At 61.5% G+C, this 12,745-nt stretch carries 13 protein-coding genes; 12 read left to right on the top strand and 1 reads right to left on the bottom strand.

The genetic code is table 11. The features are described from left to right. Positions 1-116 precede the first annotated feature (116 nt). From ubiE to GM658_RS02935, 12 genes are all read left to right on the top strand, one after another. Positions 117-851 carry a bifunctional demethylmenaquinone methyltransferase/2-methoxy-6-polyprenyl-1,4-benzoquinol methylase UbiE gene (ubiE, locus tag GM658_RS02990; protein ID WP_155452539.1) on the top strand — a complete coding sequence of 245 codons (735 nt, stop codon included), beginning with the start codon at positions 117-119 and terminating at the stop codon, positions 849-851. Between the two features lie 11 nt (positions 852-862). Then, on the top strand, positions 863-1,819 hold the full coding sequence (locus tag GM658_RS02985) for a Tim44 domain-containing protein (RefSeq protein WP_155452538.1): 957 nt from the start codon (positions 863-865) through the stop codon (positions 1,817-1,819). A gap of 157 nt (positions 1,820-1,976) precedes the next feature. Further along, on the top strand, positions 1,977-2,585 hold the full coding sequence (locus GM658_RS02980) for a ubiquinone biosynthesis accessory factor UbiJ (protein WP_155452537.1): 609 nt from the start codon (positions 1,977-1,979) through the stop codon (positions 2,583-2,585). After that, a complete protein-coding gene (gene ubiB / locus GM658_RS02975) occupies positions 2,582-4,141 on the top strand; it encodes a ubiquinone biosynthesis regulatory protein kinase UbiB (RefSeq protein WP_155452536.1) in 1,560 nt (519 codons plus the stop codon). The genes GM658_RS02980 and ubiB overlap by 4 nt, the downstream gene beginning before the upstream one ends. Further along, positions 4,125-4,763 (top strand): methyltransferase, encoded by a 639-nt coding sequence (locus tag GM658_RS02970; protein ID WP_155452535.1) that lies wholly within the window; start codon positions 4,125-4,127, stop codon positions 4,761-4,763. The genes ubiB and GM658_RS02970 overlap by 17 nt, the downstream gene beginning before the upstream one ends. 33 nt (positions 4,764-4,796) lie before the next feature. Beyond that, positions 4,797-5,084: an FmdB family zinc ribbon protein gene (locus GM658_RS02965; protein WP_155452534.1), complete on the top strand. Its 288-nt coding sequence runs from the start codon at positions 4,797-4,799 to the stop codon at positions 5,082-5,084. 21 nt (positions 5,085-5,105) lie between these two features. Then, on the top strand, positions 5,106-5,693 hold the full coding sequence (locus tag GM658_RS02960) for a DUF502 domain-containing protein (protein ID WP_155452533.1): 588 nt from the start codon (positions 5,106-5,108) through the stop codon (positions 5,691-5,693). Positions 5,694-5,728: 35 nt separating this feature from the next. Then, positions 5,729-7,528, top strand: coding sequence for an aspartate--tRNA ligase (gene aspS, locus GM658_RS02955; RefSeq protein ID WP_211841805.1), 1,800 nt, complete (start codon positions 5,729-5,731; stop codon positions 7,526-7,528). Between the two features lie 117 nt (positions 7,529-7,645). Beyond that, on the top strand, positions 7,646-8,095 hold the full coding sequence (gene nudB / locus GM658_RS02950; RefSeq protein WP_155452531.1) for a dihydroneopterin triphosphate diphosphatase: 450 nt from the start codon (positions 7,646-7,648) through the stop codon (positions 8,093-8,095). Positions 8,096-8,174: 79 nt separating this feature from the next. Next, positions 8,175-9,455: an HD-GYP domain-containing protein gene (locus GM658_RS02945; protein WP_155452530.1), complete on the top strand. Its 1,281-nt coding sequence runs from the start codon at positions 8,175-8,177 to the stop codon at positions 9,453-9,455. Next, positions 9,452-11,152, top strand: a complete 1,701-nt coding sequence (locus GM658_RS02940) for a PAS domain-containing sensor histidine kinase (protein ID WP_371865020.1) — start codon at positions 9,452-9,454, stop codon at positions 11,150-11,152. Before GM658_RS02945 ends, GM658_RS02940 begins: the two co-directional genes overlap by 4 nt. A gap of 33 nt (positions 11,153-11,185) precedes the next feature. Further along, positions 11,186-12,085, top strand: coding sequence for a DUF3667 domain-containing protein (locus GM658_RS02935; RefSeq protein WP_155452529.1), 900 nt, complete (start codon positions 11,186-11,188; stop codon positions 12,083-12,085). Here the strand turns inward: GM658_RS02935 and GM658_RS02930 are convergent. After that, positions 12,078-12,737 carry a penicillin-insensitive murein endopeptidase gene (locus GM658_RS02930; protein WP_155452528.1) on the bottom strand — a complete coding sequence of 220 codons (660 nt, stop codon included), beginning with the start codon at positions 12,735-12,737 and terminating at the stop codon, positions 12,078-12,080. The two genes, GM658_RS02935 and GM658_RS02930, sit on opposite strands and share 8 nt — an antisense overlap. Positions 12,738-12,745 lie beyond the last annotated feature (8 nt).

Below are 12,745 nucleotides of genomic sequence, written 5' to 3'. Positions count from 1 at the left end.
CGACAAAGTGTCTGAGCCATAAAACGACCCGAGGAGCATTCTGGTTGACAAGCCTCATCAAAATCTGTGCGCCACCCCACAAATGTATAATGCTGCAAACATTAGGCACCTTTAATATGACCAACACCACCCATTTCGGTTATAAAACCGTCAACGAAGACGATAAAGTCAAGGAAGTCGCCAAGGTCTTCCATTCCGTCGCCGCCAAGTACGATGTCATGAACGACCTCATGTCCGGCGGCCTGCACCGCATCTGGAAGGCGTTCACGATTGCTAATGCGGCGGTGCGTCCGGGCATGAAGGTGCTCGACATCGCGGGCGGCACCGGCGACCTGGCCAAGGCGTTCGCCAAAGCCGCGGGTCCGAGCGGCGAAGTCTGGCTGACCGATATCAACGAGTCGATGCTGCGCGTTGGCCGTGACCGTCTCTTGAATAAGGGCCTGGTTACCCCCACTTTGATTTGCGATGCGGAGAAGTTGCCATTCCCGGATAACTACTTCGACCGTGTCAGCGTGGCTTTCGGCCTGCGCAATATGACGCACAAGGATGTTGCACTTTCCGAAATGCGTCGCGTGCTGAAGCCGGGCGGCAAGCTGCTGGTGCTGGAATTTTCGAAAGTGGACCAGCTCCTGCAAAAGCCCTACGATTTTTACTCCTTCACGGTGCTGCCGTGGATGGGCCAGAAAGTGGCCAACGACGCCGAGAGCTATCGCTACCTGGCCGAGTCCATCCGCATGCACCCTGACCAGGAAACGCTGAAGACCATGATGCAGGCGGCGGGTCTGGAGCGTGTGCAGTATTACAATCTGACGGCGGGTGTGGCCGCTCTCCACACCGGCATCAAAATGTGAGTTTTCAAGCAATGAAGATGAAGAAGTTCCTGGCCGGCGCGATGATGGCGCTGACCGCCCTGAGCATGATGAGCGAATTGTCGGCACGCCCAATGGGCGGCGGCAAGTCCTTCGGCCGCCAGTCCGCTAACGTCAGCAGCATGCCGCGCCAGACCGCACCTGTTGCGGCGCCGACAGCGCCGACGGCGGCCTCGACTGCTGCAGCGCCGGCAGCGGCCCGTCCCGCCACCGCTGCTCCTGCCCCAGCGGCTCCTGCCCCGGTGCAGAAGCCAAGCATGTGGAAAGGCCTGCTCGGCGGTGCCCTGCTGGGCCTCGGCCTGGGGGCACTGCTGTCGCACTTCGGCCTGGGCGGCGCCATGGCATCGGCCATCGGCTCGATCCTGATGATCGCCCTGATCGGCGGCGTGATCTTCTTCATCGTCGGTATGCTGCGCCGTAAGTCGCAGCCGGCGCTGCAGCCCGCATTCAGCGGCTATAGCGGTGGCGGCTCGGCGACGCCGGAAATCGGTTCCGGCCTGAGCCAGCAGCAGCCTGCGGCCTTCGAGCCGGTGGTGCAGCCACTGGCGGCGCCTGCGGTGCACACGCCTTGGGGCGTGCCGGCTGATTTCGACACGCCAGGTTTCCTGCGCGCTGCCAAGTCCAACTACATCCGCTTGCAGGCGGCTTGGGATAAGGCTGATGTGGAGGATATCCGTACCTTTACCACGCCGGAAGTGTTTGCCGAGCTGCGCATGCAGATCCAGGAGCGCGGCGCGCAAGCCGAGTACACCGATGTGGTGGCGATCGATGCTGAACTGCTGGGCATGGAGAGCGATGGCAAGGATACGCTGGCCAGCGTGAAGTTCTGGGGCAAGATGAAACCTGCCTCAGACGCGCTGCCGGAACCGTTCCAGGAAGTCTGGAATCTGGTGAAGCCGCTCAACGGTAGCACCGGCTGGATGCTGGCTGGCATCCAGCAGCTTGCGTGAGTTGGCGCTGTAACTGGTAAGATCGAGACCGCCCTGGAATTCCGGGGCGGTTTTGTTTTGTGTAACCCGGCTAAAACCGGCACACCGGTGTCAGGCCCCCGGAGTCTGACACCTAAGACGCGACTGCCGCGGTTGCCGGTTTAAAAAGACGAAAAACATGTTGCCATTCCCTCCCAAACTGCCCGGCCTGAGCCTTCCCGCCGCCGCCACCATCAACCACCTGCTGGCGCAGGAGCCATGGGCGCGCACTGAGCTCAAGCTCCACGCAGGCAAGGTCGCCGTGATCGACGCCAGCCCGGCCGTGCTGCGCCTGCGCGTGGCCGCGGACGGCATGGTGGAGGCAGCAGGCAGCGATGCGGCAGCAGCGGTAACGATCCGCCTGAAACTGAGCGACTTGCCGCTGATCGCGCAAAACCGCGAACGCGCCTTCTCCTATGTGCAGATCGATGGCGACGCCGAATTCGCCAATGCCATTTCGCACCTGTCGCAATCGCTGCGCTGGGAAGCCGAATACGACCTGGAAAAACTGGTCGGCCCGATTGCGGCAGTGCGCCTGGTGCAAGGCGCAAAGGCGTTAGTGCAGGGCGCGCGCAACGGCCAGCGTAAAGTGGCCGAGAATGTCGCGGAATACTTCCTCGACGAGAACCCGCTGTTGATCCGCCCGGTAACGGCGGAAAGCTTTGCTGCCGATGTCACGCGCTTCCGCGATGACGTGGAACGCGCCAGCAAGCGCCTGGAAAAACTCGAACAAAAACTGGCTAAATGATCCGTAAATTCCTCCGGCTGTTCAAGATCGTCCGCGTCGCCGTCCGCTACGGGCTGGACGAAATCGCCATTTCGGGCTTTGACAAGCCGCGCATCAGCAAATTCCTCGATGTGGCGTTCTTCTGGCGCGACCTGTCGACGCCGCGGGCCGTGCGCCTGCGCCGCGCGCTGGAGGAGCTGGGGCCGATCTTCGTGAAATTCGGCCAGGTGCTGTCGACCCGCAGCGACCTGTTCCCGCTCGATATCGTGGCCGAGCTGTCCAAGCTGCAGGATCGCGTCCCGCCGTTCGACTCCAACCTGGCGATCAAGATGATCGAAGAGTCGCTGGGTGCGCACCCCGATGAATTGTTTGCGCGCTTTGAGCGCGTGCCGGTGGCTTCGGCCTCCATCGCGCAGGTGCACTTTGCGGCGTTGAAGGATGGCACGCAAGTGGCGGTCAAGGTGCTGCGTCCGGGCATGAAGAAATTGATCGATGAAGACGTGGCCCTGATGCATATCGCAGCCAACTTCATCAACCGCGTGTGGGCGGATTCCAAGCGCTTGAAAATCCAGGAAGTCGTGCAGGAGTTCGACAAATACCTGCACGATGAACTGGACCTGATGCGCGAAGCGGCCAACGCCAGCCAGTTGCGCCGCAATTTCGCCGAATCGAAGCTATTGCTGGTGCCGGAGATGTATTGGGACTATTGCTCCAGCAATGTGATCGTGATGGAGCGCATGCACGGTATTCCGGTATCGCAGATCGACCGCCTGATCGAGGCCGGGGTTGATCTGAAAAAGCTGTCGTCCGATGGCGTGGAAATCTTCTTTACGCAGGTGTTCCGCGACGGCTTCTTCCACGCCGATATGCACCCGGGGAATATCCTGGTGTCGATCGAGCCGGAATCGTTCGGCCGCTATATCGCGCTCGATTTCGGCATCGTCGGCACGCTCAATGATTACGACAAGGATTACCTGTCGCAGAACTTCCTGGCCTTCTTCCGCCGCGATTACAAACGCGTGGCGGAGGCGCACATCGAATCCGGCTGGGCGCCGAAAGAAACCCGCGTTGACGAACTGGAGGCGGCGGTGCGCGCTTGCTGTGAACCGATCTTCGACCGTCCGCTGAAGGATATTTCGTTTGGCCAGGTGCTGCTGCGCTTGTTCCAGACTTCGCGCCGGTTCAATGTGGAAGTGCAGCCGCAGCTGGTGCTGCTGCAGAAGACGCTGCTGAATATCGAAGGGCTGGGCCGCCAGCTCGATCCGGACCTGGACCTGTGGAAGACGGCCAAGCCTTACCTGGAGCGCTGGATGGCGGAGCAGGTGGGCTGGCGCGGGCTGGTGGAGAAATTCAAGGCCGAGGCGCCGCGCTATTCGCATATCTTCCCGCAGCTGCCGCGCCTGGCGCACCAGGCGCTGACACTGGCGGCGGAACGCGATGTGGAAACCAAGCAGCTGCTGGCGCATTTGGTGGCGGAGCAGCGGCATACCAATCGCTTGCTGTCGTTCTTCGCGTTCTTCGTCGGGTCGTTTGTGCTGGGCGCTGTGGCGTACGTGGCTTATGCCCGACTTCACTAACCGCGATCCGCGCACGGCGGAGTTTTGGGATCAGCGGTTTGAGGCGGAGTTTATGCCGTGGGATCGGGGTGGGGTGCCGGGGCAGCTCTCCGCCTGGCTGCAAACCGGTACACAAGTGCCTGACCCGCAGGGTCAGGCACCGAACTGCCGGGGTTCGGTGCTCATCCCCGGCTGCGGCACCGGCTACGAACTGCAGGCCTTCTGCGAAGCCGGCTGGAACGCCACCGCCATCGACTTCTCCCCCTCCGCCGTTGCTGCGGCGCAACAAGCCCTCGGCCGCTGGCGCGAGCATGTGGTGCAGGCCGACTTCTTCGAATTCCAGCCAGCGCAGCCGCTCGACCTGATCTACGAACGCGCCTTCCTCTGCGCCATGCCGCGCGACATGTGGCCGCGCGTGGTACAGCGCTGGGCTGACTTGCTGCCGGAAGACGGCTTGCTGCTGGGCTACTTCTTCTTCGACATCAGCCCGAAAGGGCCGCCTTTCGGCGCCGACAGGCAGCAGCTGGAACAGTTAATGAGCGCTCACTTCACCAAAGAGTGGGACGAACCGGCAGAAGACTCCATCCCCGTATTCCAGGGCAAGGAGCGGTGGATGGCCTGGCGCCGGAAAAAAGCTTTATAATTCAGGGTTTTGATGTTTTTTGCGGAGTAATAGATGCCAATCTACGCTTACCGCTGCGAGGAATGTGGCTTTGCCAAGGATGTGCTGCAAAAGATCTCCGATCCGCAGCTCACGGATTGCCCTTCCTGCGGCAAATCCACCTTTAAGAAGCAACTGACCGCGGCCGGCTTCCAATTGAAAGGCACGGGCTGGTATGTCACCGATTTCCGTGGCGGCACCGCCCCGGCAACCGGCGTCGCCAGTGCGCCTAAAACCGAAGCTCCGGCGGCAGCTGCTCCGGCGCCTGCGCCTGCACCTGCGAAGTCCACCAGCGAGGCGTAATTACCCCGCACAAGGAACACGATGCGCAAATATTTCATTACCGGCTTGCTGATCCTGGTCCCCCTGGCGATTACCGCCTGGGTGCTCAACATCATCATCAGCACCATGGACCAGTCGCTCCTGATCGTTCCGGAGCGCTGGCAGCCGCGTACCCTGATCGGTTTCGATATCCCGGGCCTGGGCACTATCCTGACCGTGCTGATTGTGTTCATCACCGGCCTGCTGACCAATAACCTGGTCGGCAATTTCGTCGTCAGGCAGTGGGAAAAGCTGCTGCACCGGATTCCGGTGGTCAGCTCCCTGTACGGCAGCGTGAAGCAGGTATCGGATACGCTGTTCTCCGATTCGGGCAATGCTTTCCGCAAGGCCGTGCTGGTGCCTTACCCGCACGCGGATTCGCGCACCATCGCATTCCTGACCGGCGCACCGGCCACCGAAGTACAGAAGCACCTGGACGGCGAATACATCTCCGTCTACGTGCCCACCACGCCCAACCCGACTTCCGGCTTCTTCCTGATGATGCCGAAAAAAGACGTAATCGAACTCGATATGAGCGTCGATGCCGCACTGAAGTACATCGTTTCGATGGGCGTTGTCGTCCCTGAATAAAACTTAACCTGAAACTGAGAATCAATATGTCCTCCATGCGTACCGAATACTGCGGCCTCGTTACCGAAGCCCTCGTAGGCCAAACCGTCAGCCTGTGCGGCTGGGTGCATCGTCGCCGCGACCACGGCGGTGTGATCTTCATCGACCTGCGCGACCGCGAAGGCCTGGTGCAGGTGGTCTGCAACCCGGACCAGGCGGAAGTGTTCTCCGTCGCCGAATCCGTGCGTAACGAGTACTGCCTGCGCGTCACCGGCACCGTGAAAGACCGCCTGGCCGGCACCGTCAACAACAACCTGAAGTCGGGCAAGATCGAAGTCGTTGCCGCCAAAGTGGAAGTGCTGAACGCCTCCGTGCCTGTTCCATTCCAGCTGGACGACGACAACCTGTCCGAAACCACCCGCCTGACCCACCGCGTGCTGGACCTGCGCCGTCCACAGATGCAGAACAACCTGCGCCTGCGCTACAAGGTGTCGATGGAAGTGCGCAAGTACCTGGACAACCTGGGCTTCATCGATATCGAAACTCCGGTACTGACCAAGTCCACCCCGGAAGGCGCGCGCGACTACCTGGTGCCATCCCGCGTGAACGCGCACGAATTCTTCGCGCTGCCACAATCCCCGCAGCTGTTCAAGCAGCTGCTGATGGTCGCCAACTTCGACCGCTACTACCAGATCACCAAGTGCTTCCGCGACGAAGACCTGCGCGCTGACCGCCAGCCGGAATTCACCCAGATCGACTGTGAAACCTCGTTCCTGAACGAGCAGGAGATCCGTGACCTGTTCGAAACCATGATCCGCAACGTGTTCAAGAACACCATGGACGTGGAACTGCCAAACCCATTCCCTGTGATGGACTTCGCGGAAGCCATGGGCAAGTACGGTTCGGACAAGCCGGACATGCGCGTGAACATGCAGTTCACCGAACTGACCGACATCATGACCAACGTCGAGTCGAAGATCTTCTCCAGCGCGGCCAACATGAAGAACGGCCGCGTGGTCGGCATGCGCGTGCCGAACGGCGGCGCCATGTCGCGTTCCGAGATCGATGCCTACACCCAGTTCGTCGCCATCTACGGCGCCAAGGGCCTGGCTTACATCAAGGTCAATGAAAAGGCCAAGGGCCGCGATGGCCTGCAGTCGCCAATCGTCAAGTCGCTGGACGACGCGACCCTGAACACCATCCTGGAGCGCACCGGCGCGCAAGACGGCGACCTGATCTTCTTCGGCGCAGACAAGGCGAAGGTTGTGAACGACGCGATCGGCGCGCTGCGCGTGAAGATCGGCCACTCGGAGTTCGGCAAGGCCAACGGCCTGTTCAACGACGTGTGGGCGCCGCTGTGGGTGATCGACTTCCCGATGTTCGAATACGACGAAGAAGAAGACCGCTGGACCGCAACCCACCACCCGTTCACTTCGCCGAAAGACGGCCACGAAGACATGCTGGAGACCAATCCAGGTGCATGTATCGCCAAGGCCTACGACATGGTGCTGAACGGCTGGGAACTGGGCGGCGGCTCGATCCGTATCCACCGCGAAGAAGTGCAGTCGAAGGTGTTCCGTGCGCTGAAGATCGGTGCCGAGGAAGCACGCGAGAAGTTCGGCTTCCTGCTGGACGCGCTGCAGTACGGCGCGCCTCCGCACGGCGGCCTGGCGTTCGGCCTGGATCGTATCGTGACCCTGATGACCAAGTCCGACTCGATCCGCGACGTGATCGCTTTCCCTAAGACCCAGCGTGCACAGTGCTTGCTGACTCACGCGCCTTCGCCAGTGGACGAGAAGCAGCTGCGCGAGCTGCATATTCGCCTGCGTGCGGCTGAGCCGAAAGTGGCCGGCTAAAACCCGGTAAGGCAGTGTCAGACCCAAGGGTCTGACACTCCACTGACAGCGCCGCAGACAGGGTCAGACCCTTGCCGGATGGCCGTCCCGTCTGACCCAGATTTACCGGGTTTAAGCATGAAGCCCTACAAAATCCCAGAATCCGTCCTGGTGGTGATCCACACCGCCGACCTGGAAGTGCTCCTGATCGAGCGCGCCGGCAATCCCGGCTACTGGCAATCCGTCACCGGCTCGAAAGACGCCCTCGATGAACCGCTGCTCACCACCGCCACCCGCGAGCTGTTCGAAGAAACCGGCATCGTCGCCGACGGCAAGACCATCGTGCTGCGCGACTGGGGCCTGCAGAACATCTACGAAATCTACCCCGTCTGGCGCCACCGCTACGAACCCGGCGTGACGCACAACCTCGAGCACATCTTCAGCGTGCAGGTGCCGCGCGGGATCCCCGTCATGCTCAGCCCACGCGAGCACACCGCCCACGTCTGGCTGCCTTATCTCGAAGCCGCCGACCGCTGCTTTTCCCCGTCCAACGCCGAAGCCATCCTGCAGCTGCCGCAGCACCTGTAACTAGCATATTGCTCGTTAATCGTTCGTCCCGCGTTTGGCTATAATCGGACATCGACTGACACGCTAAGGGGCGCAAGCCATGCCGGAGACCCAGGATATCCTGCTGGAGCAGCTGCAAGTCGGCTTATACGTCCACCTCGACCTGAAGTGGTTCGAGCACCCATTCGCTTTCAGCCATTTCAAGATCAAGTCGCAGGAGCAGATCCACCAGCTGCGCAGCCTGGGCTTGCACAAGATCCGCATCGACCCATCCATGAGCGACGTGCAGCCGATCGCGCTGAGCGCCCAGGCGCAGGCGATTGCTGCGGCTGCGCCACCTCCGCCGCCTGCGCCGGAATCACCAGAACTCGCCGTCAAGCGTGCCATGATGGAGCGCATGCGCCAGCAGCGCGAGAACGCCGCCCGCATCGAGCACGCCTTCATCGATACCGCGCGCGCCATGAAGGACATGGAAAAGAGCATTTTCGCGCGCCCGGCCGAGAACCTGCAGAAAGCCAGCGAGATGATCGGCAAGATCGCCGACTCCATCCTGAGTGCGCCTGAACTGGCGATCCACGTCATGGGCGACCGTACCGGCGGCGAAGAAATCTACCTGCATTCGCTCAACGTCACCATGCTGTCGATGATGATCGCGCGCGACATCAAGCTGCCGCGCGAGGTGGCCGGGCCGATGGGGGTGGGCGCCATGTTCCATGACATTGGCGTGCGCAACATCCCCGACCGCGTGCTGACCAAGACTGAGGCGTGGACCCACTCCGAGCAAAACCTGTACGAGACGCACTGCGCGGTCGGCACGGAGATGGGGCACCAGCTCAAGTTCCCGGCCGCTGCGGTTGCCATCGTGCGCGACCACCATGAAATGTTCGACGGCAGCGGCTATCCGCGCCACCTGAAGGGCGAGGAGATCGGGGTGCTGGCGCGTATCGTGTGCATCGCCAATTACTACGACCGCCTGTGCAATCCGGTCAACGGAACCCCCGGCCTGACTCCGCACGAAGCGCTCTCGCTGATGTTCGCCAAGAACCGCGGCAAGTTCGATCCCAAGCTGCTGCAGGTCTTCATCCGCTGCCTGGGGGTCTACCCACCTGGCACGATCGTGCAGCTGTCGAACGGCGCCACCGGCATGGTCGCTACCATCAACACCGAAAAGCCGAACAAGCCGGAGCTGGTAGTCTACGAGGCCGGAGTGCCGCGCGAAGACGCCATCATGGTCGACATGGAACGCGAAGCCGACCTGAACATCGTGCGCGCCATCAAACCTTCGCAAGTACCGAAAGAGATCTACGCCTACCTTAGCCCGCGCAAGCGGGTCAGCTATTACTTCGACGCCACCAAGCCGGGTCAGGGAGCGGCCGGGTGAGCTCCGAACTTCGCTCCGAATTGCGCCAGCTGATGCTTGACCACAGCCCGCATATGATGCTGCTGGTCGACCCTTCCGACTTGCGCATCATCGTCGCCAACAAGGTGGCGGAGCAGGTGCTTGGCTACACGGCGCCGCAGATGATGGAGATGCTGATCACCGATATCGAAAGCTCGCTGCAGGACGTGTTCTACTGGGAGGACGTGCGCAGCGGCCACTTCCAGGATATCGATGCACAGGAGGGCGAATACCAGCGCGCCGATGGCACGCAGATCATGGTCATGAAATCGCTGCGCGTGCTGCGCCACCAGGAGCGTTGGCTGATCCTGATCCTGGCCCGCGATGCGCGCCACGAGCGCAAGGTGGAGGACGTGCTGGAGCAAACCCTGTCCCAGTTGCGCACCACGCTGGAGGCGACCGGCAACGGCATCCTGGTGATCGACTGGCACAACAAGATCGCCAGCATGAACCGTCAGTTCAGCGAGATGTGGAATATCCCGGAAGCCTTCCTCAAGAGCGGCAACGATGGCGCCATCCTGGAATTCCTGACCGCGAACGTGGCCGAGCAGGAGTTATGCCGCGAGCGCTTGCTGCAGGTGAGCGACCCGCACGAAAAGCTGGACCAGCTCCACCTTCACAACGGCCGCGTGTTCGAATGCCGTTCGCGCCCGCAGTTCCTGGGCGAGCGCATCATCGGCCGCGTGTTCGGCTTCCTCGACATCACTGAGCGCGAACATAGCGAGCATGTGCTGCGCGAATCGCGCGACCAGCTGGAAAACCGCGTGCATGAGCGCACCCTGGCGCTGCAGATGGCCAACCTGACGCTGGAAAGCGAGAAGGCGCGCCAGGCGGATCTGATCCGCAAGCTGGGCGAAGCGCAGAACCAGCTGCTGCAGTCGGAGAAGATGGCTTCCATTGGCGTGCTGGCAGCCGGCGTGGCGCACGAGATCAACAACCCGGTGGGCTTCGTCAACTCCAACCTGAGCAGCCTGCAGCGCTATATGCAATCGCTGATGCGCCTGCTCGATGCCTACGAGCTGCGTGAACAGCACCTGCCCGAGGGCGAGCGCAGCGAGCTCAATGCGCTGCGCAAGGAAATCGACGCGGACTACCTGCGCGAAGACCTGGGCAGCCTGTTGTCCGAATCGATGGATGGACTGGACCGCATCAAGCGCATCGTGCAGGACATGAAAGACTTTTCCCACGTCGGCGGCGGCGACGTGCTGGTCGCGAACCTGGAAACGGGCCTGGACAGCACGCTGAACGTGGTGTGGAACGAGCTGAAATACAAGGCGGAAGTGATCAAGGAATACGGCGGCGTGCCGGAGATCGAATGCATCCCGTCGCAGTTGAACCAGGTGTTCATGAACCTGCTGGTCAACGCTGCCCATGCCATCGAAAATCGCGGCCGCATCACAGTACGCACCAGCTATGAGAACGAGATGGTGACGGTGTCGGTGAGCGACACCGGCAGCGGCATCGCGGCGGAAAACCTGGGCCGCATCTTCGAACCCTTCTTCACCACCAAGCCCGTCGGCAAAGGCACCGGGCTGGGTTTGTCCCTTTCCTACAGCATCGTGCAGAAGCATGGCGGCCGCATTGAAGTCGACAGCGAAATCGGCAAAGGCACCACCTTCCGTGTGATCCTGCCGCGACAGATGGCGCCCGCGGCCGAGGAAAACGAGGTTGTAAATTGACTAATATTGGCGCGGCTCGCTAAGATGCTGCGCATGAAAAAGCTTTTCCATCTTGGCCCGCGCGCCAGCACCGTCCGTCCCGAGCACTCCGGCTCCTGCCATAACTGCCACGCCGACGTCTCTGAAACGTATTGCGGCCAGTGCGGGCAGAAGGCGCACGTGCACATCGCTAGCGCCCGCGAGTTCATCCACCATTTCATCGGCCATTATGTGGCGGCGGAGGGCAGGCTGTGGCCGACGCTGAAGGCCCTGCTGTTGCGTCCGGGGCAGTTGACGCTTGAGTACATCGGCGGGCGCCGCACGCGTTTCATCGATCCCCTGCGCCTGTTGCTGACCGTCTCGCTGCTGGCCTTCCTGGCCATCAAGCTGATTGTTCATGTGGATACAGCCATGCCTGCGAACGGCGCGGCGGCGCATCCAGCAACATCGCAGGCGGAGGCAGAGGCAAAAATGGAGCCGCTGCAGAAGCTGGTCATTGAAACCTACCGGCGCAACAGCCCGGCATTTGCGGAAAATTTCGCGCGTTACTATCGCATGCCCGACAACGAGCAAACGCAGTCATTCATGACATCATGGCTATCGGTCGGACCGACCGTTGCCCTGCTCATGATTCCGGTGATGGCCTTCTGGCTCAAACTTGTGCAAATGGGCACCGGTTGGCGTTACGGCGAGCATCTGGTCTTTTCGGTGCACTGGCTGTCCGCAGCCCTGTTCGGCTTGGCCGTCTCAACGTTCACCCACTATGCATGGCTCGCCTTCGTGGCCGCCTTGCCGATCTATCTTCTGCTATCCATGCGCAGGGTTTATGGCGGCAATTGGCTGCTCGTGTTCCTGCGCGCCTCCGTGGTCGCTTACCTGAGCTTCGTGAGCTTCAAGTTTTGCGTCTGGATCTTCATATACGGCCGGATGGCGATGGAGCATGCCGTCAATTGAGGCAGGGAATGGCGAAATCGACGTGGTAATGTTCGTCATGCCGGACCCAAGGCTTCCCCTTCATGAAATTGAGCTGTTTCAGGGCGGCGCCGCGCGGCGTATCGAACAGGCGCGGCAGGTAGGCAGTGTCGAAGATGACCAGAGCAATGCCGTGGCCACGCGCGCGGGCGGCCTGGTCGAGCTGGTACAAGTGCTCGGCCATGGCCGCGAAATCGATGCTGTAGTCGCCGTAGCGTGCGTTCTTGTCGAATTCAATGCCATAGCCGAAGCGCTGGGTGGGTGGCGTCGGCAGGCGCGCCGGCTGGCCTGCCTTGTCCCGCACCGGCACGAAGAAGTCTACCGATAAGCCATTATTATGCGTGCGGTGGGGGCGGATGCGGCCGCCGTGTGCGAAGCCGGTCTCGCCATATACATAGAGTGCACCGGGTGCTGCGCGCTCGAGCTTTGCATACGCGTCCAGCATGATGGCCGACACTTCGCTGTGCACATAGTTACGCCCCATGGCAGCACCCAGCGCGCTATAGGCGGAAAAGTTGGAGCCTTCGCTCGGAAGCTGAACGCTGTCTTCGATGCTGCCCTTGTTGACAGTGCCGTGGCAGGTGCTGGCCGCCCCGGCCGAGGCGGTGCAAACCGCGAGCAGGGCGGTGAGCATAAGGCGGG

The organism is Massilia eburnea, assembly GCF_009720745.1.
In the GTDB taxonomy this organism is placed as follows: Bacteria; Pseudomonadota; Gammaproteobacteria; order Burkholderiales; family Burkholderiaceae_D; genus Rugamonas; species Rugamonas eburnea.
Note: the sequence above shows the minus strand (reverse complement) of the source record. Positions and strands in the feature narration are given on the sequence as shown.

What these genes read in the sequence shown, in the direction of transcription:
- GM658_RS02945 (WP_155452530.1), top strand. Translation starts at nt 8,175, where the DNA reads ATGCCGGAGACCCAGGATATCCTGCTGGAGCAGCTGCAAGTCGGCTTA.
- GM658_RS02930 (WP_155452528.1), bottom strand. Translation starts at nt 12,737, where the DNA reads ATGCTCACCGCCCTGCTCGCGGTTTGCACCGCCTCGGCCGGGGCGGCC.
- GM658_RS02960 (WP_155452533.1), top strand. Translation starts at nt 5,106, where the DNA reads ATGCGCAAATATTTCATTACCGGCTTGCTGATCCTGGTCCCCCTGGCG.
- GM658_RS02980 (WP_155452537.1), top strand. Translation starts at nt 1,977, where the DNA reads ATGTTGCCATTCCCTCCCAAACTGCCCGGCCTGAGCCTTCCCGCCGCC.
- GM658_RS02970 (WP_155452535.1), top strand. Translation starts at nt 4,125, where the DNA reads ATGCCCGACTTCACTAACCGCGATCCGCGCACGGCGGAGTTTTGGGAT.
- ubiB (WP_155452536.1), top strand. Translation starts at nt 2,582, where the DNA reads ATGATCCGTAAATTCCTCCGGCTGTTCAAGATCGTCCGCGTCGCCGTC.
- GM658_RS02985 (WP_155452538.1), top strand. Translation starts at nt 863, where the DNA reads ATGAAGATGAAGAAGTTCCTGGCCGGCGCGATGATGGCGCTGACCGCC.
- nudB (WP_155452531.1), top strand. Translation starts at nt 7,646, where the DNA reads ATGAAGCCCTACAAAATCCCAGAATCCGTCCTGGTGGTGATCCACACC.
- ubiE (WP_155452539.1), top strand. Translation starts at nt 117, where the DNA reads ATGACCAACACCACCCATTTCGGTTATAAAACCGTCAACGAAGACGAT.
- GM658_RS02935 (WP_155452529.1), top strand. Translation starts at nt 11,186, where the DNA reads ATGAAAAAGCTTTTCCATCTTGGCCCGCGCGCCAGCACCGTCCGTCCC.
- GM658_RS02965 (WP_155452534.1), top strand. Translation starts at nt 4,797, where the DNA reads ATGCCAATCTACGCTTACCGCTGCGAGGAATGTGGCTTTGCCAAGGAT.
- aspS (WP_211841805.1), top strand. Translation starts at nt 5,729, where the DNA reads ATGCGTACCGAATACTGCGGCCTCGTTACCGAAGCCCTCGTAGGCCAA.